Origin of the sequence: Cytobacillus sp. T106, from assembly GCF_040492155.1 — a bacterium.
Lineage (GTDB): Bacteria > Bacillota > Bacilli > Bacillales > Cytobacillaceae > Bacillus_AB > Bacillus_AB infantis.
On the sequence record NZ_JBEUMK010000006.1, the window covers coordinates 95,191 to 116,008 of the forward strand.

The 20,818-nt window shown below is 45.4% G+C and carries 21 protein-coding genes, 1 other RNA gene and 1 pseudogene; 19 read left to right on the top strand and 4 right to left on the bottom strand.

Features of this window, described 5'->3' with window-relative positions; translation table 11 throughout:
• Window positions 1–31: 31 nt before the first annotated feature.
• From ABU165_RS13045 to ABU165_RS13105, 13 genes are all read left to right on the top strand, one after another.
• Entirely contained in the window at window positions 32–1,393 is a 1,362-nt protein-coding gene (locus ABU165_RS13045) for a PTS transporter subunit EIIC (protein WP_022544038.1), read from the top strand.
• The gene (locus ABU165_RS13050; protein ID WP_318060384.1) at window positions 1,390–2,403 is read left to right on the top strand and encodes a MupG family TIM beta-alpha barrel fold protein; all 1,014 of its coding nucleotides are present in this window, start codon (window positions 1,390–1,392) and stop codon (window positions 2,401–2,403) included. The genes ABU165_RS13045 and ABU165_RS13050 overlap by 4 nt, the downstream gene beginning before the upstream one ends.
• 234 nt (window positions 2,404–2,637) lie before the next feature.
• Entirely contained in the window at window positions 2,638–2,928 is a 291-nt protein-coding gene (locus ABU165_RS13055; protein WP_022544037.1) for a putative quinol monooxygenase, read from the top strand.
• A 27-nt stretch (window positions 2,929–2,955) separates the two neighbouring features.
• Window positions 2,956–4,077: an NADH-dependent flavin oxidoreductase gene (locus ABU165_RS13060; RefSeq protein WP_009793161.1), complete on the top strand. Its 1,122-nt coding sequence runs from the start codon at window positions 2,956–2,958 to the stop codon at window positions 4,075–4,077.
• A 22-nt stretch (window positions 4,078–4,099) separates the two neighbouring features.
• On the top strand, window positions 4,100–4,396 hold the full coding sequence (locus ABU165_RS13065; RefSeq protein ID WP_094768924.1) for a heme biosynthesis protein HemY: 297 nt from the start codon (window positions 4,100–4,102) through the stop codon (window positions 4,394–4,396).
• A 170-nt stretch (window positions 4,397–4,566) separates the two neighbouring features.
• Window positions 4,567–5,478, top strand: coding sequence for an AEC family transporter (locus ABU165_RS13070; RefSeq protein WP_022544036.1), 912 nt, complete (start codon window positions 4,567–4,569; stop codon window positions 5,476–5,478).
• A 136-nt stretch (window positions 5,479–5,614) separates the two neighbouring features.
• Window positions 5,615–6,640, top strand: coding sequence for an ATP-grasp domain-containing protein (locus ABU165_RS13075; RefSeq protein WP_035402352.1), 1,026 nt, complete (start codon window positions 5,615–5,617; stop codon window positions 6,638–6,640).
• A gap of 107 nt (window positions 6,641–6,747) precedes the next feature.
• Window positions 6,748–7,092 (top strand): metal-sensitive transcriptional regulator, encoded by a 345-nt coding sequence (locus ABU165_RS13080; RefSeq protein WP_009793166.1) that lies wholly within the window; start codon window positions 6,748–6,750, stop codon window positions 7,090–7,092.
• Between the two features lie 14 nt (window positions 7,093–7,106).
• Window positions 7,107–7,313: a copper chaperone CopZ gene (copZ, locus tag ABU165_RS13085; RefSeq protein WP_009793167.1), complete on the top strand. Its 207-nt coding sequence runs from the start codon at window positions 7,107–7,109 to the stop codon at window positions 7,311–7,313.
• Window positions 7,314–7,398: 85 nt separating this feature from the next.
• Window positions 7,399–9,813 carry a heavy metal translocating P-type ATPase gene (locus tag ABU165_RS13090; protein ID WP_318060383.1) on the top strand — a complete coding sequence of 805 codons (2,415 nt, stop codon included), beginning with the start codon at window positions 7,399–7,401 and terminating at the stop codon, window positions 9,811–9,813.
• Between the two features lie 12 nt (window positions 9,814–9,825).
• On the top strand, window positions 9,826–9,948 hold the full coding sequence (locus ABU165_RS13095) for a hypothetical protein (protein WP_022544035.1): 123 nt from the start codon (window positions 9,826–9,828) through the stop codon (window positions 9,946–9,948).
• A 179-nt stretch (window positions 9,949–10,127) separates the two neighbouring features.
• Entirely contained in the window at window positions 10,128–11,387 is a 1,260-nt protein-coding gene (locus ABU165_RS13100; protein ID WP_318060382.1) for a M20/M25/M40 family metallo-hydrolase, read from the top strand.
• Window positions 11,387–13,180 carry a S9 family peptidase gene (locus ABU165_RS13105; protein ID WP_318060381.1) on the top strand — a complete coding sequence of 598 codons (1,794 nt, stop codon included), beginning with the start codon at window positions 11,387–11,389 and terminating at the stop codon, window positions 13,178–13,180. Before ABU165_RS13100 ends, ABU165_RS13105 begins: the two co-directional genes overlap by 1 nt.
• On the opposite strand, the pseudogene ABU165_RS13110 reads toward ABU165_RS13105, so the two are convergent.
• Window positions 13,177–13,451 (bottom strand): annotated as a pseudogene (locus tag ABU165_RS13110) (hypothetical protein). The gene ABU165_RS13105 and the pseudogene ABU165_RS13110 sit on opposite strands and share 4 nt — an antisense overlap.
• An 87-nt stretch (window positions 13,452–13,538) precedes the next feature.
• Here ABU165_RS13110 and ABU165_RS13115 point away from each other — a divergent pair.
• The 3 genes from ABU165_RS13115 (at window position 13,539) to arfA (ending at window position 15,999) form a co-directional block, all read left to right on the top strand.
• Window positions 13,539–14,096, top strand: a complete 558-nt coding sequence (locus ABU165_RS13115) for a glycerol-3-phosphate acyltransferase (protein ID WP_253617288.1) — start codon at window positions 13,539–13,541, stop codon at window positions 14,094–14,096.
• An 84-nt stretch (window positions 14,097–14,180) separates the two neighbouring features.
• Window positions 14,181–14,377: non-coding RNA, 6S RNA (gene ssrS / locus ABU165_RS13120), on the top strand.
• 221 nt (window positions 14,378–14,598) lie between these two features.
• Window positions 14,599–15,999 carry an arabinosylfuranosidase ArfA gene (gene arfA, locus ABU165_RS13125; RefSeq protein ID WP_318060380.1) on the top strand — a complete coding sequence of 467 codons (1,401 nt, stop codon included), beginning with the start codon at window positions 14,599–14,601 and terminating at the stop codon, window positions 15,997–15,999.
• Between the two features lie 2 nt (window positions 16,000–16,001).
• Here arfA and ABU165_RS25205 read toward each other — a convergent pair whose 3' ends face one another.
• The 3 genes from ABU165_RS25205 to ABU165_RS13140 form a co-directional block, all read right to left on the bottom strand.
• A complete protein-coding gene (locus ABU165_RS25205) occupies window positions 16,002–16,199 on the bottom strand; it encodes an alpha-L-arabinofuranosidase C-terminal domain-containing protein (RefSeq protein WP_396349982.1) in 198 nt (65 codons plus the stop codon).
• Window positions 16,200–16,300: 101 nt separating this feature from the next.
• Window positions 16,301–16,582: a hypothetical protein gene (locus ABU165_RS13135; protein ID WP_022544034.1), complete on the bottom strand. Its 282-nt coding sequence runs from the start codon at window positions 16,580–16,582 to the stop codon at window positions 16,301–16,303.
• A 99-nt stretch (window positions 16,583–16,681) separates the two neighbouring features.
• Window positions 16,682–17,638, bottom strand: a complete 957-nt coding sequence (locus tag ABU165_RS13140) for a D-2-hydroxyacid dehydrogenase (RefSeq protein ID WP_094768916.1) — start codon at window positions 17,636–17,638, stop codon at window positions 16,682–16,684.
• Window positions 17,639–17,978: 340 nt separating this feature from the next.
• On the opposite strand from ABU165_RS13140, the gene ABU165_RS13145 reads away from it, so the two are divergent.
• The 3 genes from ABU165_RS13145 (at window position 17,979) to ABU165_RS13155 (ending at window position 20,754) form a co-directional block, all read left to right on the top strand.
• Window positions 17,979–19,508 carry a carboxypeptidase M32 gene (locus ABU165_RS13145; protein WP_318060378.1) on the top strand — a complete coding sequence of 510 codons (1,530 nt, stop codon included), beginning with the start codon at window positions 17,979–17,981 and terminating at the stop codon, window positions 19,506–19,508.
• 63 nt (window positions 19,509–19,571) lie between these two features.
• A complete protein-coding gene (locus tag ABU165_RS13150) occupies window positions 19,572–19,943 on the top strand; it encodes a DMT family transporter (RefSeq protein WP_318060377.1) in 372 nt (123 codons plus the stop codon).
• A gap of 283 nt (window positions 19,944–20,226) precedes the next feature.
• Window positions 20,227–20,754, top strand: a complete 528-nt coding sequence (locus tag ABU165_RS13155; RefSeq protein WP_318060376.1) for a competence protein ComK — start codon at window positions 20,227–20,229, stop codon at window positions 20,752–20,754.
• The last annotated feature ends 64 nt before the right edge of the window (window positions 20,755–20,818 follow it).

The following is a 20,818-nucleotide window of genomic DNA, read 5'->3' on the forward strand; positions in this document are numbered from 1 at the left end:
GACATCAATGTTAGAAATGGGGGAAATTCAAATGGCTGGCGAAAATACAATTCTTGCAGAGAAAATACTCGATAAGCTGGGCGGGGCTTCCAATATCGGATCCTATACGCATTGCATGACCCGTCTTAGAGTAACGCCGCTTGATGAGTCATTGGTAGACAAAGCAGGACTGAAAAAAATAGATGGCGTCCTGGGACTTGTAGAAGAAGAAACACTGCAGATTATTCTGGGGCCAGGCAAGGTCAATAAGGTTACAGAAGAGTTTGGCAAACTGCTTGAAGCATCGGGCGAACTTAATCTTAATGATCGGGCAGCAAGCAAAAAGTCAGAAATCAATAAGAAAAACGCAACTCCTTTCAAACTGTTCCTTCGCAAGATAGCGAGCATCTTTATTCCGCTCATTCCGGCACTTGTTGCTTCCGGTCTGATCACTGGTATTTCGAAAGCTGTCATTCAGGCAGGCTGGCTTGACGGGGAATCACAGCTTGCCATGATCCTGACTGTAATTGGCGGGGGGCTTTTCGCATATCTCGGCATCCTGGTCGGTATTAATGCTGCAAAAGAATTTGGGGGATCACCTGCACTGGGCGGACTTGCAGGGATATTGATTATCAATCCTTCAGTCGCCGGCATTACGCTTTTTGGTGAAGCACTCGTTCCTGGCCGCGGCGGCTTGATAGGAGTACTCCTTGCTGCCATCTTTATTGCGCTGGTTGAGCAGCGGGTCAGAAAATTTGTACCGCAGTCACTGGATATTATCATTACGCCAACGGTTTCGCTGCTGATTACAGGGATCGTCACTTATGTAGTATTCATGCCTGTTGGCGGCTTTATCTCCGAAGGAATCACAAAAGGTTTGCTTTCTGTTCTTGATATTGGCGGCGTGGTTGCCGGATTCGTCCTGGGCGCTACCTTCCTGCCGCTTGTAGTAACCGGGCTTCACCAGGGTCTGACGCCTGTCCACCTGGAACTGATTAATTCAATCGGCGATGATCCATTATTGCCAATCCTTGCGATGGGCGGCGCCGGCCAGGTTGGTGCAGCATTTGCCATCTATTTCAAAACCAAGAAGAAGCGCCTCAAAAGGGCAATTGGCGGTGCTCTGCCTTCCGGTATGCTTGGTATCGGCGAACCGCTGATCTTTGGTGTAACGCTTCCTCTTGGAAGGCCATTCATTACGGCCTGCCTTGGCGCAGGTGTTGGGGGCGCATTCCAGGCGCATTTCGATATTGCCACTGTTGCAATCGGAGTATCCGGCCTGCCGCTTGCCTTCATTGTTAACGCAGGCGAAATCCTTCTGTACCTTGTAGGACTTGTAATTGCTTATGCAGCAGGATTTGCCTTCACGTATCTGTTCGGCTTTAAAGATGAAATGGCTGGTGAGTTTGATTGATCGGCATTTCCTTCTATCTGAACGATCCTTCTGCTGAAGAGCGGATCAGGGATGCAGGAAGCAAGGGGGCGAAGCGGGGCTTCACCTCGCTTCATATCCCTGAAGAAAAAGGTGAGCTGGCCGCAGCGGCCAAGAGGCTGCTTTCTGCTGCAAAGGAAAGCGGCATTGATGTCTATGCGGATGTTTCCATGAAAACACCAGCCCATTTGGGAGTGTCAGACCTTTTTGCATTAAAAGATCTTGGGGTAGCCGGCCTTAGGCTGGATGACTTTTTCGATCATCATCTGATAGTCTCCCTTGCAGAGGAATTCAAAATAGCTGTCAACTCCAGCATTCTTTTTGAAGAAGATCTTAAAAACCTTCTCAGTCGTGGGCTTAAACCTGATAGGCTGATCGGATGGCATAATTTTTACCCGAGACGGGAAACCGGGCTGGGTGAATCTTTTTTTCATGATCAGAACAAGCTGTTTAAAAGCCTGGGTATTCCTCTTGCTGCGTATATTCCATCCCGGGGAGAAAAACGGGGACCGCTTTATGAAGGCCTGCCGACGCTTGAAAAGCACCGTCATGCTGAACCCTTTGCTGCTTATGCGGAGTTGAAGGCTGCGGGAATTGATGATATTTATATCGGCGATCCGGATATTGGGGCAGGGCTGCTGGAGGATCTCCTGGCTTACGAAGAGGACTCAGTTATGCCGCTGAGGGCTGAGAATTGTACACTGCCTGAGGGAATATATGCAACACGTCCTGATCAGGCGAGGGATGCTGTCAGGTTCATGAATACCCGGACAACAGACCCTGTGCCCCCATTAAATTGCGGGAAGCGTGATGCAGGAACGATTACTGTTGATAATGAGCATTACGGCCGTTACAAAGGTGAAGTGCAAATAACACTGTCCGACCTTCCGGCAGATGAAAGAGTCAATATAGCAGGCAGAATAATAGAAGAAGACAGGCCGCTTCTTTCATTTATAAAGCCCGGACAAAAAATCCGCATTATCCATATTTAAAGCAGAAGCACACTCATAACGGAGTGTGCTTTTTTACTGCTTTCTTTAATTGAGCAAGCCTCTTACGCATTTCAATCAGGCATTTCCTTTGAAAAAAACCTCCCGGTAGAATATGATATCTTTAATCCTTCCTTATATCGTTAATGTAACTTTTTTTGTTACAGTTTAATAATCGGGAAGATATTTGATTTTTAACCAATACTAACTTTGTAAAAAATGAAGGAGGAGCTGTCCATGATTATTATCCATGCCCATATTACGGTGGATCCGGCAAAGCGTGATGTTTTCCTTGAGAAAACGAAAGAGGTAGTCAAAGGGTCACAGGCTGAGGAAGGAAATATCAGCTATGATTTATTTGAGAGTGCCGGGAATGAAAATTCATTTGTGATGCTAGAGAAATGGAAGGACAAGGAAGCGGTAAGGCTGCACGGGGAAACTGCCCACTTCCAGAACTATATGCAGGAAATGAAAGAAGTATTGGCAGCACCCCTGAAGGCAGAACGCTTTGAAGCGGAAGAACTTTAAAAAACACCAAAGGAGGACATCAGGTTTATGAAAGAACAATACAAGCAATTTTTTGAGTCATTTACTTTTAAAAGTGGGATTGAAGTTAAAAACAGACTGGTCATGGCACCAATGACAAATTTCTCTTCCAATGAAGATGATACTGTTTCTGATGCTGAGGCTGCATATTATGCCCGCCGGTCAAAGGGACCTGGCATGGTGATTACGGCTTGTACATATGTGACCGAGAATGGAAAAGGCTTCCCTGGGGAGTTTGCCGGCCATAAAGATGAATATGTCCCAAGCTTGAAGCGCCTAGCGGAAGACATCCAGGCAGGCGGCGCAAAAGCGATCCTGCAGATTTTCCACGGAGGAAGGGAATGCCCTCCTGAGCTCGTCCCGAATGGAGATATTGTAAGCGCCAGTGCAGTTGCAGGCTCAGGTGAAGGAAAAAAGGAACCGCGCGCGCTCAGCGGCGAGGAAGTTGAAAGCATTATTAAAGATTTCGGCGAAGCCGCAAGACGTGCAATTGAAGCAGGGTATGACGGGGTGGAAATCCATGGAGCCAACGGCTATCTGCTGCAGCAATTCTTCTCCCCTCATTCAAACCGCAGGGATGATCAATGGGGAGGCAGCCTGGAAAAGAGGCTTACTTTCCCGCTCGCTGTTGTTGATGAAGTCAAGAAGACTGTTGCGGCACACGCTAAAAAGCCGTTTGCTGTAGGCTACAGATTTTCTCCTGAAGAACCGGAAACACCGGGTATCACGATGGCGGATACCCTGGTCCTGATCGATGAGCTGGCAAAAAAAGATCTCGACTATCTCCACGTTTCACTCCAGGACTTCTGGTCAGCGCCGCGCCGCGGAGTCGAGGACACTAGGTCAAGAATCGAGATCATCCAGGAAAGAGTCGGCAGCCTTGTCCCTGTTATCGGCGTTGGTTCTCTTTATACGCCGGAAGAAGTAGAAAAAGCGTTTGGAACAGGCGTCCCTCTTATCGCGCTGGGCCGTGAGCTGATCATTGATCCTGAGTGGGTGCAAAAAGTCGAAGAGGGCAGGGAAGACGAAATCAAAACCAAAATCGATAAGGATGCCCAGCAGGAACTGACTGTTCCAGATCCGCTCTGGCAGGCCATCATTAATACCCCTGGCTGGTTCCCGGGCGTATAACACTTAAAAGGAGTTCGGATAAATGAAAGTGAAAATCAACCGCAATGCGGCTAAAGTGCTGAAAAAGATGCTGGAAACAGCAGAAGAAGGCCAGTATATCCGCGTTTTTGTGACAGAGCATCACGGAAACCACGCCCATTATGACATCAAGCTCGATACACCTGCAGAGCATGATGAAATTGTATCAACCGACAAGGATATCGACATTCTGCTCGATGCACGGGAAGATTTCCTCGATGGTGTGTGGATCCAATACTTCTTTGTTCCAAAAGAGGAATTTGTCATCTACAATCCCTTAAAAGAAAAGCATCATCATTAAAAAGAAGGCATGATTGCAGCAGCTGCTGCAATCATGCTTTTTTTGGTTTTTATTCCAATTTTTGGTGTAGTGCTAACTTTAATGCTTTTCCTGAGCAGAGAAGTAAAGATTCTTGTATAATGGAAATGGTTTTTACGAAATCCGAAATATTTGGAATGGAAGCTGATGAAATGTCCTTTATAGCAATTTTAATTCCGATTTTTCTTATCTTTGGCCTTGGCTATGCCGGCCAGAAAATCTTCAGGCTGGAAACGAAATCACTGTCCATCGTGGCTATTTACTTAATGACTCCCTTTCTTGCCTTCAGGACTTTCTACGAAACGGAGTTCAATCTTGATTATGCAGTCATGGCCATTTACACTATAGGGCTGGCCCTGGCAATTATTGCGATCGTGTATGCTGCGGCTTATTTTGCAGGATACAGCAGAAAGCGCACTTGCGCTATCATTTTATCCTCTGCATTCATGAATAACGGCAATTATGGAACTCCGCTAGTTCTTTTTGCATTTGGCCAGGAAGGAATAAAATACGCGATTGTGCTGATGGTCATCCAGCAGCTGCTGATGTGCACCCTGGGGGTATACTATGCAGCTAAAGGGTCTATCGAAAATGCCAGTTTCAAAACAGCCCTGAAAGAGGTTGTGAGGGTGCCGATTGTTTATGGCGCCTTGCTGGGAGCGGCATTGCAGTTTATGAACATACCTGTCAGCGGGACGCTGATGGAAGCAGTCCGGATGGTAGGAGATGCAGCCATACCAACGGTCATGATCATCCTTGGCATCACGCTCGCCAATATATCAGTAAAAAACCTGGAAATAGGCCCGCTCTCTGTCTCCCTTACCTTGAGAATGGTTGTATCTCCTTTGATCGCGCTGGCTTTTACATTTTTCCTGCCTGCGGATACTCTTCTGAAGCAGATTATGATTGTCATGGCGGCCATGCCTTCTGCTGCTAATACGACCATGTATGCCGTTCAATATGGTACAGATCCGGAGCTTGTTTCAAGCGTGACGCTTGCCAGCACTTGCCTGAGCCTCATCACCCTGCCGATCATCCTGTACAGTGTGACTTTTATGCAGTAGAAGATTAGCAGAATCTGTTTACCTCTGTCGAAAATGTGAGATAATAGATCTATCAGAGTATTCCTTTTTTTCAGCCTGTTATGGCAAAGGAGTTCTCAGGAGTTCATATTTTACTGACAGGGGAATGAGGGCTGGCATGAAAATCTGGTTTAACCGCTGGTTCACGACGGTGAGCCATTATATCACAATGATTAAGAACAATCCTGACAATAGAAGCTTTACCGTATATGGGACCCATCCGGATAAGGATGCACTCTATTTGCAGGTATGCGATTTCAAAGGGACTGAGCCTGATATATCCGGTGAGGAATATATTTTGTTCTGCCTGGATTTCTGTGCCCGGAACGAGATTGATATTTTTATTCCCCGCAAGGAAAATGTCCTGATTTCACGGAATCTTCCCCGTTTTGAAGCAATAGGCGTCAAGGTGCTTGTCTGCCCGGACCCAATGCTTATGTCCTTCATGGACAATAAGGCGGCCATCTACCGGTCAATTGAGGAAAAGAATTCAGCCGGCAAGCAGCTGGTAAGCATCCCTGACTACGAAGTCGTCAATACAGCGGCAGGCTTCAAGGAAGCCTATCATAAGCTTAGGGCAGCGGGCCATAAAGTCTGCTTCAAGCCTGTTATTGGAGAAGGGGCATATGGTTTCAGAGTGGTAAAGGATCGTGAAGATTCAATAGCGGAGCTGTTCGGGCAAGGGGTTGGACACCGGATTTCCTTTGCGAATGCCTGCGGGATTTTATCGCAGCAGGAAAGTTTTCCAGACCTGATGGTGCTCGAATATCTGGATGGCCCTGAGTACAGTATCGACTGCCTGGCCGACGGCGGCAAGCTGTACACCAGCATTCCAAGGAAAAAAGGGCATGGCAGGGTGAGGGAGCTGGAGGAAAACCTGCTGCTCAGCGGGATAGCCGAAAACCTTCATCGGGAATACCCGGTTCCTTATGTATTCAATGTCCAGGTCAAATATGGACAAGGTGTACCGAAGCTGCTGGAAATCAACCCGAGAATGAGCGGTGGGCTTCATATCAGCTGCCTGTCCGGCATTAACTTCCCTTATCTTGCCATTAAACTCCTCTTAAATGAAAAGATTGATCCTGCTCCCCCGAATTTCGGGATAAGGGCAAGCTATCTTGAAAAAGAGGTTATCCTAAGCTGAAAAAGGAGCTGAGATTCTCCTTTTTTATTTTTTTTTCTAATCTGAGAAGAATTTCTTTACATACCATACCAGGGTATACTACAATACAGATAAGGGGAGGGAATTTAATGGAAAAGGAATTAAATGAATTGCCGTTAGTCCCTGAGGGTGAAAGCTGCGATCATGTGAGCGGGCGGAAGAGCCATCACTCAGAAGTGACAAAGAAAAACCTTGTCACCAGGCTCAACCGGATTGAAGGCCAGATCCGGGGAATCAAAGGCCTGATTGAAAAGGATACGTATTGTGATGATGTTATTACCCAGATTTCAGCCACTCAGTCTGCTTTGAACAGCGTTGCCAAAATTCTGCTCGAAGGACACCTGAAGAGCTGTGTTGTCGAGAGGATCCAGGAGAACGATCTTGAGGTGGTTGATGAGCTGCTGGTAACTGTACAAAGACTAATGAAGAAATAAAGGAGAGATTCAGAATGGAAACAATCACATTAGAAGTAAAAGGCATGAGCTGCGGCCATTGCGTAAAAGCTGTAGAAGGAAGCGTAGGGAAGCTTGAAGGCGTATCTGCTGTAAAGGTTGATCTAGAGAATGGCAAAGTCAATGTCGAATATGATTCATCCAAAGTAAATCTAGGCGAAATTAAAGAAACAATCGATGATCAGGGCTATGATGTTGTCTAACAGCAAATAGCCTGCGGGACCGTGCTGAGGCACGTTCTCTTTTTCATCAAAATATACCCCGTATAGGTATAAGGAGATGTGAGCGATGAGCGAGCAAGCAAAAGAAACTCAGTTTGAAATAAGCGGGATGACCTGTTCAGCCTGTGCCGTAAGAATAGAAAAAGGACTCAAAAAGGTTGAAGGTGTGGAAAATGCTTCAGTCAATTTGGCTCTTGAAAAAGCGGCTGTTCAATTTAACCCTGAAAAAGTGAAGCAGGAAGATATTTTTCAAAAGGTAGAAAATCTGGGCTACAAGGTTGTGACTGAAAAGGCAGAGCTCGCCATTACAGGCATGACCTGTGCAGCCTGCTCCGCACGCATTGAAAAAGGGCTAAAGAAAATGGACGGAATCAGTGATGCAAACGTCAATTTGGCGCTGGAAAGGGCAGATGTGGTCTATAATCCTTCTGCAGTATCGCCGGCTGACCTTATTAAAAGAGTTGAAAAACTTGGCTATGGTGCTGCCCTGAGAACTGAGGAGGTGGCAGGTGAAGAGCAGGACCACCGTGAAAGAGAAATAGAGAGACAGAAAGGAAAATTCACTTTTGCTCTTATTCTTTCTCTGCCATTATTATGGGCAATGGCTGGACATTTCAGCTTTACCAGCTTCCTGTATGTGCCGGAGATGTTCATGAATCCCTGGGTGCAGCTGGCCCTTGCTGCTCCAGTCCAGTTTATCATCGGCCGCCAGTTTTATACAGGCGCCTACAAAGCTCTTAGAAACGGCAGCGCCAATATGGATGTACTGGTTGCCCTCGGCACCTCTGCTGCCTTTTTCTACAGCTTATATTTATCAATAAGATCGATAGGTTCAGGGGGCCACTCAGTAAATCTTTATTTTGAGACCAGTGCAGTCCTGATAACGCTGATTATTCTGGGGAAACTGTTTGAAGCCAAAGCAAAAGGACGGTCTTCTGAGGCCATTAAAAAGCTGATGAATCTGCAGGCTAAAACGGCGCGCGTCATCAGGAATGGCGAGGAAACCGAAATTCCCCTGGAAAGCGTCATGCCCGGTGATATCCTTGCCGTGAAGCCAGGAGAGAAAATTCCTGCTGACGGAATGATCCTTGAGGGAAGAACCGCCGTGGATGAAAGCATGATAACAGGAGAAAGCGTACCTGCAGATAAGGAGCCCGGCGATTCAGTCATTGGGGCAACCATCAACAAAAATGGTTTCATAAAAGTGCAGGCAGCAAAAGTGGGTAAAGATACAGCCCTCGCACAAATCATCAAGGTTGTTGAGGATGCACAAGGTTCAAAGGCACCAATCCAGCGCCTTGCTGACAAGATTTCCGGGATATTTGTACCGATTGTTGTGGGGATCGCTGCCGTTGTATTCCTCATCTGGTACCTGTGGGCAGATCCAGGCAATTTTGCAGAAGCTCTTGAAAAATTGATTGCTGTTCTTGTGATAGCATGTCCCTGTGCATTGGGTTTGGCGACACCGACCTCCATCATGGCCGGATCAGGGCGGGCTGCAGAATACGGTATCCTTTTTAAGGGCGGGGAGCATCTTGAACGGACACACCGCATTACGACGGTGGTTCTTGATAAGACTGGTACAATCACCAACGGGAAGCCGGTATTGACAGATGTGCTGACGGAAATGGATGAGACGGAGTTCCTGGCTATGGCAGGTGCGGCAGAAAAACAGTCTGAGCATCCTCTTGCCGAAGCTATAACAGCCGGAATCAAAGCACGCAATATTATAATGAAAGAAGCGGAAGAATTTGAAGCAATTCCCGGATATGGCATTAAAGCTGTTGTGGCTGGAAAGAAGCTCCTGATAGGAACCAGAAGGCTGCTCGGTGCGGAGTCTATTGATTTCAGCCCTGCTGAAGCTGATCTTGAAACGCTTGAAAGCCAAGGTAAAACTGCCATGCTGGCAGCCATTGACGGTCATTTTGCAGGCATCATCGCGGTTGCAGACACAATCAAGGATACATCTGCCGAGGCAATCGCACGCCTTAAGGAGATGGGTCTTGAAGTAATCATGATGACAGGTGACAACAAGGCTACAGCCGAGGCAATCGGCAGGGAAGCTGGTGTTGATGCGGTAATATCTGAAGTCCTCCCGGAAGGAAAGGCAGAAGAAGTGAAAAAGCTGCAGAAGCAAGGGAAAATTGTGGCCATGGTGGGAGACGGAATCAATGATGCGCCGGCACTGGCTGTTGCCGACATCGGAATGGCAATCGGAACAGGCACTGATGTAGCGATGGAGGCGGCAGATATTACCCTGATCCGCGGCGACTTAAGAAGCATTTCCGATGCCATTTACATGAGCAGGAAAACAATCTCGAACATCCGGCAAAACCTCTTCTGGGCTTTTGGATATAATACGCTCGGCATCCCCTTTGCAGCACTTGGTCTGCTTGCGCCATGGCTGGCAGGGGCAGCAATGGCATTCAGTTCAGTCTCGGTTGTCCTTAATGCGCTGAGGCTGCAGCGGGTCAAATTATAAGGAGGGCTTCTGATGAAAAAGTGGGCCATATCAGCCGCAGTATACCTGCTGTTGGTGATTTGCGGCTATTATTTGTATGATACATTAATCGCTGAACCCCCTGCGGAACCAGAGCACGGTCATCAAAGCGATTAGGAAGGAATGGCATAAAGCTATTTGTTTTTAAAGCAGAGAAACAGAACAAGAGGAAAAAGCTCCATGCATCTGGGGCTTTTTCCTTTTTTATTAAGGAGGAAATCTTCTGAAGCCTTCCAGCAACAATAAATTTAATTTTTGGAATATAATAATAATAGACTTACAAAGGGGGAAGAAAATTGGCGGAAAATATTGAACTGAAGAATAGCGTGGCGGAAGCATTAGAAAAAATAGCGGGCATTTCAGCTGTCCAAAAGGGACTATCCTTTTTAAAAAATGATAATGACCGGACATCGGCTGATCAAAAGGAGCTGACGAGCATCCCTGCACCTACCTTTGAAGAGGGGGAACGGGGGGAGTATTATAGACGAAGGCTGGAAGAGCTGGGTATTGAAGATATTTCGAAAGATGATGCAGGCAATATATTCGGCCTGAGAAAGGGAACGGGGAATGGACCAAGGATTGCGGTTTGTGCCCATCTTGATACTGTTTTTCCAGCAGGCACTGACACAGTCCCAAAAGTAAAAGACGGAAAAATTTATGCTCCCGGCATCGCTGATGACGGAAGGGGGCTGGCTGCCGTACTGACTCTAATCCGTGCGTTCAACGAAACGGGAATCGAAACGGAAGGGGATATTCTGTTTGGAGCGACGGTCGGAGAAGAAGGACTTGGGGATTTAAATGGCGTTAAGGCGCTGTTTGGACAAGATCATGGGATAGACGGTTTCATTTCCATAGAACCAGGCAGCCCTGAGCGAATTACATATCTGGCTGCAGGCAGTAAAAGATATGAGATTACCTATAAGGGCTCAGGCGGCCACAGCTTTGGGGATTTCGGGACGCCGAGCGCCATTCATGCTGCAGGAAAAGCCATTGCCGGCATAGCAGATCTTAAGGTGCCGGAAGATCCAAAAACAACTTTTAATGTAGGGATAGTATCCGGAGGGACCTCGGTCAATACGATTGCAGCGGAAGCCAGATTGATCATCGATCTTCGTTCGGTTTCCGCAGATGAGCTGGCAAGGGTTGAATCTGAAGCGCTCTCCATCATCAAGGAAGCTGCCGGCGGTGCTGATTCCGGAATTACAGTTGAAATCAAGCAGGTAGGCGACCGCCCGGCAGGCAGCCAGGATATGGAATCAGCCATTGTCCAAACGGCTGCAGAGGCTTCAAGGCAGCTAGGATTCACACCTTCGTTTGAGAAAGCCAGCAGCACCGACTCCAATGTGCCGATTGCTCTTGGAATTCCGGCTGTAACACTTGGCGGAGGCGGTAGCTTTGGGGGCATACATACACTTGAAGAGTACTTTGATCCGCAGGATGCCTATTATGGGCCGCAGGCCATTTTCCTAAGTATTCTGGGATTGACGGGAATCAAAGGCATTTCCAGTCCGGTCCTGGACAGCCGGCGCAAAAATAATGCAGAAGGGGGCCAATAATGGAAACATTGACGATTGAAAATTTCATGAACATCAGAAACGTGAAGAATCCTGCTTATGGACCGCAGGGGAAAATGCTGAATTTCATCTCAGATGCTTCCGGAATTCCGCAAATATGGGAAATACACTCTGAAGGCGGCAACCCTAATCAGGTACTGGAAACCGCTGAAAGGATTATGTTTGTTTCCTTTATCCAAGGAACCGGTAAAAGGATTTTTGGCATGGATGAGGGTGTGAATGAAAAGCAGCAGCTTTTCCTTTTAACCGAAACTGGGGAGGTCATCCGGCTGACCGACTCGCCAGAACATATACACAAGTATGGAGGGGTATCTCCTGATGGAAAGTGGATTTCCTGGGCCAGCAACCGCCGTCATAACACCTATTTTGATATATATATTCAAAGTCTTGAAAGTTTTGAAGTTAAAATGGTGTTCCAGGGAGATGGTCATTTTTCTCCGCTTCAATGGCATCCGGAAGGAAACTCCCTGCTGATAGAGCAGGGGAACACAAATCTTGATAATGAGCTTGGACTGCTGGATCTTTCAGGGGGAACAGTGCAGTGGCTCACAAAGCATGAGGGGGAAGCGGCTTTTGCCAGCCCTGCGTTCAGCTCAGATGGAAAAATGATTTATATGCTGTCCAACAGGGATCGGGAATTCATGAATCTTGCCAGACTTAATCTTGAAACACTGGAAACAAAGTGGCTGGTCGAGAAGGAGTGGGACTTGGAAGAGCTGAAGCTCAGCACTGATAAAAAGAAGATCGCTTTTTCCATCAATGAAGGAGGGGTCTCAAAAGGCGCATTATTGGATTTTGAATCGAATGAAGTGACAGAGTGGGAATCCCCTGCAGGCGTCATTACTGACTTTTCTTTCTCTCCTGATAACAGCAGGCTTGCCTTTATCCTGAATGGGCCGCAGCATCCTTCAGACATTTGGGAACTCGATCTCAGATCTCGTAAAGCTAAAAGGGCCACGTTCATTTCGCATGATCCTCTGGTAGAGGAAAAGCTGTGTGCTCCTGAACTGATTTCTTTTGCTTCCTTTGATGGCCTTGAGATTCCAGCATTCTACTATAAGCCTAAAAAGGCTGACGGAAAGCTTCCGGTGGTTGTGTTTGTCCACGGAGGGCCGGAAAGCCAGATAAGGGCTGTTTTTAATCCGTTCCTGCAGTTTTTCCTTGATAATGGATTTGCAGTATGTACGCCGAATGTCAGGGGCAGTACAGGCTATGGTAAAAGCTTTACCCATCTGGATGATGTCAGGAAGCGGATGGACTCTGTACGTGATTTAGTCCATCTTGTCGATTGGCTGAAAACAGAGGGAGGAGCTGCCGAAGATCAGATCAGCATTATGGGAAGAAGCTACGGGGGCTTTATGGTCCTGGCAGCCATCACCCACTACCCTGACATCTGGTCTTCTGCCATTGATATTGTTGGAATTTCGAGCTTCCGGACGTTCCTGCAGAATACCAGCCCGTGGAGGAGGAAGATGAGGGAAGCTGAATATGGGAGCATAGAGAATGACGGGGCCTTCTTCGATGAAATTGATCCGATTCATAAAACAGACAGGATTCAATGTCCGCTCCTTGTTCTTCACGGTGCCAATGATCCGAGAGTGCCGATTGAGGAAACAGAGCAGATTGTGGAGGATCTGAAGAATCGTAAGCATCCTGTAGAGTATATCCGTTTTGAGGATGAAGGCCATTTCTTTGTAAAAAGGGAGAATAATATTAAAGCTTATACAGCTTCATGGGATTTCCTCAAGGAATATTCCGGAAGGATCAAACATTAGGAGCTGTTGTTCCTGAAAGATTTTATAGAAGCTTTCAGGCTGCTGTATGAACCTATCGCTGCATATCCATAAAACCATCCCATAAAGAGGCCGGCCACGAAGTCATGCTTATGGCTGATCAGGACCGAAACGGGCAGTCCGCAAAGCAAGGCAACTGACGGGACTATTTTTGCAGGGATATTGAAATACAGCTTCAGCAGCTGTGTTACAATAAGACCGCAGGCACGGCAAAAACAGCATCCCAAAAGTTGGTATGTATAACAGGGAACATTGGGCCTATCACCTTTCTTCCAAGTCAGGACTGACTGTTTCAGTCTATTTTTGCCGGCAGCCAGAGAATTATACGGGGGGAAGGTCTATGTATACAGCAGCAGCTTTCATTTTTTGCTATTTAGCCGGCTGCATCAACGGGGCTTATCTTCTGGCCAGAAAGTGGCAGGGAAAAGATATCAGGCAGATGGGCAGCGGGAACGCAGGTGCAAGGAATGCTGGCCGTGAACTTGGAAAAAGAGGTTTCTTTTATACGATTTTGATTGATGCAGGGAAGACAGTGGCTGCTTTAGCTGCAGCTGATGCTTTTCTGGGGCATTCCGCACTGTTGGTCTGTGCTTTCGCTGTACTATGCGGGCATATCTGGCCGGCCCCCCTTGGATTCAGGGGAGGCAAGGGGGTTGTCGTATATCTGGCATCGGCTCTTTATTTAGCCCCCGCGAGCCTGCTGGCTGCCTTTATTGTACTGCTTGCCGGATGGAGCGTCACACGGCGCTTTACGGTTCCAGGGCTTATCGCAATGGCGGCAATGCCTGTTTCCATCTATTTATTAGCAGGAGACGTTCCAGCAGCCGTTGCATTTGTGATTATGCTCCTGATTGTGATAGCAGCACATAACGACTATTTTTATAAGAAAGTGGCCTAGCCGAAAAGCACTTTCCAGCCAGAAGGCTCCTCCATTTCCAGACAAAACAGTTGAGCTGGGAGCGCAAATGAGGTAATATATAAATACAAGCTGCTTTGCCCGTAACCATAATAAAGTTTTAACCTTTAAGCTGTAATAGGGAGTTTTATATCGAAGCTGGAATGACAAGCCTCTGTCACATGTGACAAGGAGGACATGCAGGAAGGTTTCTGCAAACACCCACTTTGAGGAGTGGTGGTTTAAAACTTTCTTATATTTATTACGGCAAAAGTGGCTTACATAAGCATTTAGAAACCAGTTCCTTTCAGGAGCTGGTTTTTTGCTTTTATAAGGACCTCTCTAGACTAAAAAATGATGCCAAATTTCAAGAAAAATAAAGGTGTTCAAATGCTGAATAGCCAATACTTTGTATATCCACTAAACAATATAGATAAGTTTACTTCAATTCAATGCATATAAAAAGTTTGCAGATTAACAAATTTTAGATAGAAAGGTGAGAATAATGACTTTGAATGCACATAAAGCAAAAATGCTGATAGACAAGTCGTTTAGAATATCCGATATTGACCCTAGGATATATGGTTCTTTCATAGAGCAGCTGGGCCGTGCCGTATATGGGGGAATATACGAACTTTCGCATTCCAGTGCTGATGAGGATGGATTCCGACAAGATGTTATAGAACTGGTAAAAAAGCTGAGGGTGCCGATTATCCGCTATCCCGGGGGGAATATGGTTTCAGCTTACAACTGGGAAGATGGAATCGGACCAAAAGAATTGAGGCCAAAACGCCTGGATTTAGCCTGGAATTCACTGGAGACAAACGAAGTTGGGACTAACGAATTTGCAGCCTGGGCGAAGAAAGTCAATGCAGAAGTCATGATGGCTGTTAACTTAGGTACCAGGGGCATTGATGCTGCACGAAATTTAGTAGAATACTGTAATCATCCCGGCGGTACTTATTGGAGTGATCTAAGAAAAGAACATGGCTATACTGACCCTCACAATATAAAGGTCTGGTGTTTAGGAAATGAAATGGATGGACCCTGGCAAATTGGCATGAAAACGGCATATGAATATGGAAGGCTAGCTGCTGAAACTGCCAAGGCGATGAAATTGGTCGATCCTTCGATTGAACTGGTCAGCTGCGGAAGCTCCGGCTCAGGCATGCCAACATTTCCTGAATGGGAAGCAGAAACACTCGAACATACATATGAAGCTGCTGATTATATATCTCTTCATCAATATTATGGGAATAGAGATAATGACTCGGCAAACTATTTGGCAAGTACACTGGACATGGATAGTTTCATTAAAACTGTTACTGCAGCATGTGATTATATGAAGGCAAAGAAACGCAGTAAAAAAACAATGAACTTAAGTTTTGACGAATGGAATGTTTGGTTTCATTCCAATGATCAGGACAAGGCCATTGAACCTTGGTCTTTGTCGCCTCCGTTATTGGAGGATATTTACACATTTGAGGATGCTTTACTTGTAGGCAGCATGCTGAATACCCTGCTAAAGCATTCAGATCGGGTAAAGATCGCTTGTATGGCCCAGCTGGTAAATGTCATTGCACCAATTATGACAGAAACAGGAGGCGGTATTTGGAAGCAATCCATTTTCTATCCATTCTACTATACTTCTGTATATGGACGTGGTACAGCACTTCATTCGATTGTTGATTCACCCAAGTATGACAGTAAAGATTTTACTGATGTGCCATTCTTAGACCAGTCAGTGGTCTATAATGAAGAAAGTGAAGAACTGGTTATCTTTGCTGTGAATCGCAGTCTGGATACTCAATTGCTGGTTGATGTTGATTTGATTCATATATCTTTGGAAAGGACCTCAAAAGAGAGTGAACATGCTGCCTTGGAACTTTATTACCTAACGTTCTGATATCAAACTTCCAGCTTCTTAAGCCTGAACATATTCCATGACATTTTTGGCAATACAGCAGTAAGAGTTCCATTTTCAATATATGAGTCATTGCCCTTCTCTGGTTTAACTTGCTCATCATTCATTGAATTTACCGCTTTGGGATTTTCATTTTTTAGTACTATCTGTTCGGATAATTTATACCCTTCGAACGACCGGATTAGACTAAGCCGTACACTGCATTAAACCACAAAAATCCAGGGGAGAGAATTATATGTTTCTCTCCCCTGGATTTTTGTTGTGCAGCTTTATTGCGCTGTTCTTATACAGGCTCTCTGCGGTTATCGATTTTCTTTGCCATGGAAAGGGCGGCAGACAGCTTTTCCTCTATATAATAGAGGGCATCGACATCACTCCGGGTCCCATCCAGATGTTCTTCTATAACATTGCAGAGCATTCCGGCCGCCCTTGTAACATGGTCCAGGGCCGAAGCGAGCTCCCAGTCTATGCATCTGTTTGTGGTAGCGATCATTTGTATTTCTTTAAGCTGCCGATGGACATTCCGGATAGAAATGGCATCGAACTGATCATGGATCACGCTCATTTTCATTCCCCCTTTTTATTCTCCCCTTTACAAACTATGCATATCTCCTGGTTTATAGAATACGTTCGTCATCTGCGGTCAGAAGGGTACTGGAATATGTCAGTAGCCTTTCCTGTAATCAACAAGATTGCGGGCAGGCTTCTTACCTTCTAGATATTCCTTCAGGTTGGGAACCAGAATATCGTTGATGACCCTTTCATCGTAATATTCGGTTGAGCCGGAAGTGTGTGGTGTGATAATTACATTTTCCATTTCCCAGAGAGGGCTGCTCTCCTGGAGAGGTTCTTTTTCAAAAACATCCAGACCTGCTCCGGCAATCTCGCCCTCTTTAAGGGCACTGATCAGATCCTGTTCGACCAGGATTTCACCTCTGCCAATATTGATTAAGAATGCGGTGTTCTTCATTCTTTTAAACTGTGATGCGGAAAACAGAGAGTGTGTTTCATCTGTTAGAGGGAGTGTGATGACAATATAATCACAGTGAGGCAGAATATCATCCAGCTTTTCGGCAGTGTGCATTTCGTCAAAATGCTGCTCTTCTTTTCCGGAGTGCCTCACTCCAATCACTTTCATGCCAAAGGCTTTAGCAATTTTGGCTGTTTCGCAGCCAATTGCACCCGCACCGATGATACCGATGGTCTTTTTGTGGATTTCCTGGTTCATATGGCTGTGATGCCACTTCTTCTCTTCCTGGTTTCTCACATAGGTATGTATTTTCCGGGTGAGTGCGAGCATCAGGCCAAAAATAGTCTCAGAAATCGGATAAGCATGGACACCGTTCGCGCTTGTCAGGAAGACATTGTTTTTTTCCAGCTCTTCAAGCGGAAGATTATTGACGCCTGCACTCCAGGTTTGAATCCAGCGGAGGTTATTGCTGTCCGCCGCTTGGACTGTATCTTTTTTCCACCCTGCAATAATTTCAGCATCCATCAGATGGCTTTTCCAGATTTCGGGATCTTTCCCTGAGATAATATTCCAGCCCGGCATAACGTTTTTAACATTTTTTAGCAGGTCTTCACGCAGATCTTGTGTTAGTATCATTGTTTTTGTGGACAAATAAGTTACCTTCTTTCTCAAGAGATGACAGAAATTTCGAATAATATCATTCTAACATCTTTGGAAAATAATAAGAAAAGAAATGCTTTGAATAGCTAAAAACGTTAAAACCTATATGGACTGGGAAAAATGGAATGGAATTACTTTAGTAAGGCTTTGGTGCCTATCCGCGATGACATGGTTTTTTTATTGATAGGCTGCCTGAGCTTTGTATCACGCGAGAGCCTGGAATATATGCAGAATACCATTAAAGCTTCTTGAAAAAGAAAGCCATTCTTTTTATAATAAAATAGACCGAATATTCTATTTTGAGAAAAACTTATATCTGGGGGGAAACCTAATGCAAACTGCCGCTGTGCTTTCATATGAAGCTGCCCTGAAGAAATTTGAAAAAATCGATGAGAAAATAACTCATTTAACAAGCATTTCAAGCCTTTTGGGCTGGGATCAGAAGGTGATGGCTCCGAAAAAAGGAAGAGGATTTTTCTCCAAGTCAATCGGGACGCTTGAAACGGAAATCTTCAAGCTCCAGGTGAGCGGGGAACTCGGAGAGGTGCTTGCCATTCTGGATGATGAAGAAAAAGCTGTTCATCTGGATGAAAGAATGCAGGCAAGGATCAGGGAAAGAAAAATGTTTTATGACAAATCAAAAAGCATCCCTGCTGACTTGTACAATGAATATAGTATTCTGACTGCAGAGGCCAACAATGCCTGGGAAGAAGCCCGGGAAAAGAATGATTTTCTGCATTACCTTCCTTACCTCGAAAAAATCATAGATTACAAAAAACAATTCATTAAGCTTTATAGCGAATATGACCATCCTTATGACGCACTCCTGGAAGATTTCGAACCAGGGCTGACAGTAAAAAAGCTGGATCCTCTTTTTTCATCTCTGCGCAAAAGCAGTGTAGAACTGCTGAAGAAAATACAAAACTCTGGTGCAGTGCTGCCGGTTGAAATTGTCAGACAGTCTTTCCCTGTTGGCAAACAGAAGGATTTCAACAGGGCAATTCTTCCTGAGATCGGCTTTGATCTGGATGCAGGCCGGCTGGATGAAACTGTCCATCCTTTTGCTCAGCCAATCAATACGAGAGATGTCAGGATTACAACCAGATATGCTGAATATAATGTATTGACCGCCCTTTTCGGCACGATCCATGAAGCGGGTCACGGAATTTATGAACAGCAGATCGATCCTGCTCTTGAAGGCACTTGCCTCAGGGAAGGGGCATCTTTCGGCATTCATGAATCACAATCGAGATTCCTTGAAAATATGGTTGGCAGAAGCAGACAGTTCTGGAGCCGCTTTTATCCTGAATTCCAGAAAACCTTTTCCGAACAGCTTGCAGATGTAACCGAAGATCAGTTTTACCAGGCTATAAATGCGGTCAATCCTTCATTTATCAGGGTGGAAGCTGATGAACTGACCTATAATCTCCATATCATGCTCCGCTATGAGATTGAAAAAAGCTTGTTCGAAGGGACGCTTTCTGCAAAAGATCTTCCGGAAGCATGGAACAAAAAAATGGAGGATTACCTGGGAATTAGACCTGAAACAGATTCAGCAGGAGTGCTTCAGGATGTACACTGGTCATTCGGCGGATTTGGCTATTTTCCTTCGTATGCTTTGGGCAATCTGTATGCAGCGCAAATCCTGGAAACAATAAAAAAACAAATCACGGATTTCGGGGAAAAGATAGCAGAAGGCGATTTCAGCACTATCATGCAATGGCTGAAAGACAATATTCATCAGTATGGAAAAACCTTCACCCCGGATGTTTTAATCCAAAAGGTGACAGGTGAAGAGCTGAATGCAGAGTATCTTATTCAATACCTTGAAGATAAATATGGGAAATTATATAATTGCTGAATAAAGTCTCTCCCTCGAGGAGGGCTTTTTTCTTGAAAGAATAATAGATAGAAGGTGATTTGTTTGCAGGCGTATTTATTTCTGTTCATTGCCATTGCAGCAGAATTATTCGGAACTTCTATGCTGAAGGCCTCTGAAGGTTTTACGAAAATATGGCCGGCCCTAGGAGTGCTCTTCGGTTTTGGAGTGGCTTTTTTTGCTTTATCTCTTTCGTTAAAAACAATCCCATTGAGCATCGCATATGCTATCTGGTCCGGAATCGGCACTGCTGCAACTGCAGTAATCGGCATATTGATTTGGAAAGAAAAGCTGAACATGCTCAGCGCTGCAGGAATCATCCTTATTATTCTTGGCGTTGTTCTCCTTAATATGGCTTCTCCATCGAGTCATGCCGGCGGGGAAGAGGCTTATACAGAAACAGTAAAAGGAAATTAATTTACAAAATATTCTATTAATTGTATAATTATCCTGATAGATAGATTGAAAGGCTTCTGGCAGCTAAACTGGAAGCCATTTTCTTCTGATAAAACTCCGCATTTTTCTCTTCTTCGAACCCATCACATAAACAAACACTTACACATATATTCCATAAACCTATTCCATTCTGGAGGTGTTTCTTATGTGAATTCACCACTGACATTATTATGAAAAAATCCAATATTATAGAAGAATTTGCACAAGCTTTTTTATTATGGATTAAACCAGGGGAGGGGAAACTTTGGATCAGCTATATATAGAAAAATTCCTTATAAGGAGAGAAACGCTTTGCATCATGCCATTCAGTAATCTGTTTGGGGAGCGGCATGCTGAAATTGTAGGTCTGGAAGATGAATCTGCTTTGGTTAAAGGCCCCCCGCATGAGGTGATGAATGATTCCCTTCAGCAGCTGGGAAGCAATTTAAAGGGCGCTATGAAGGGCACTAAGAAAGTTTTAGGCAAAGTCAGCATGCCGCCGGTACGGCTCTGCGGCCTGCAGGATATGTTTTGGTTTCCTCACAAAGCTCCCTTTCATGAAGACACCGTATGGTTTTCGCTTCACGGGATAGAAGATGTGGCAGCCATTGGGGTGAATAAATGTGCTGTCCTGCTTATAAACGGAAAAACAGTACATCTTGATATTTCGGAAAAACTTTTCAAAAATAGGATGGCCAGGGCTGAGAGCTATAAATACCGGATTGAAAAGGCAACAGGCAGAACACTGACATATCTTTATAACCCGCCGGCTGGCTTCAAAATAAGTGAGTGAGCCAAACATATTCATGCAGAGAAAAAAATGAGAATCTTTGAGTCTTTCCCGGCATAACTCTTTT

Coding starts and splice junctions, on each gene's coding strand:
- copZ (WP_009793167.1), top strand. CDS start 7,107: ATGGAAACAATCACATTAGAAGTAAAAGGCATGAGCTGCGGCCATTGC.
- ABU165_RS13055 (WP_022544037.1), top strand. CDS start 2,638: ATGATTATTATCCATGCCCATATTACGGTGGATCCGGCAAAGCGTGAT.
- arfA (WP_318060380.1), top strand. CDS start 14,599: ATGACTTTGAATGCACATAAAGCAAAAATGCTGATAGACAAGTCGTTT.
- ABU165_RS13060 (WP_009793161.1), top strand. CDS start 2,956: ATGAAAGAACAATACAAGCAATTTTTTGAGTCATTTACTTTTAAAAGT.
- ABU165_RS13075 (WP_035402352.1), top strand. CDS start 5,615: ATGAAAATCTGGTTTAACCGCTGGTTCACGACGGTGAGCCATTATATC.
- ABU165_RS13105 (WP_318060381.1), top strand. CDS start 11,387: ATGGAAACATTGACGATTGAAAATTTCATGAACATCAGAAACGTGAAG.
- ABU165_RS13045 (WP_022544038.1), top strand. CDS start 32: ATGGCTGGCGAAAATACAATTCTTGCAGAGAAAATACTCGATAAGCTG.
- ABU165_RS13145 (WP_318060378.1), top strand. CDS start 17,979: ATGCAAACTGCCGCTGTGCTTTCATATGAAGCTGCCCTGAAGAAATTT.
- ABU165_RS13095 (WP_022544035.1), top strand. CDS start 9,826: ATGAAAAAGTGGGCCATATCAGCCGCAGTATACCTGCTGTTGGTGATT.
- ABU165_RS13135 (WP_022544034.1), bottom strand. CDS start 16,582: ATGAGCGTGATCCATGATCAGTTCGATGCCATTTCTATCCGGAATGTC.
- ABU165_RS13080 (WP_009793166.1), top strand. CDS start 6,748: ATGGAAAAGGAATTAAATGAATTGCCGTTAGTCCCTGAGGGTGAAAGC.
- ABU165_RS13115 (WP_253617288.1), top strand. CDS start 13,539: ATGTATACAGCAGCAGCTTTCATTTTTTGCTATTTAGCCGGCTGCATC.
- ABU165_RS13090 (WP_318060383.1), top strand. CDS start 7,399: ATGAGCGAGCAAGCAAAAGAAACTCAGTTTGAAATAAGCGGGATGACC.
- ABU165_RS13065 (WP_094768924.1), top strand. CDS start 4,100: ATGAAAGTGAAAATCAACCGCAATGCGGCTAAAGTGCTGAAAAAGATG.
- ABU165_RS13070 (WP_022544036.1), top strand. CDS start 4,567: ATGTCCTTTATAGCAATTTTAATTCCGATTTTTCTTATCTTTGGCCTT.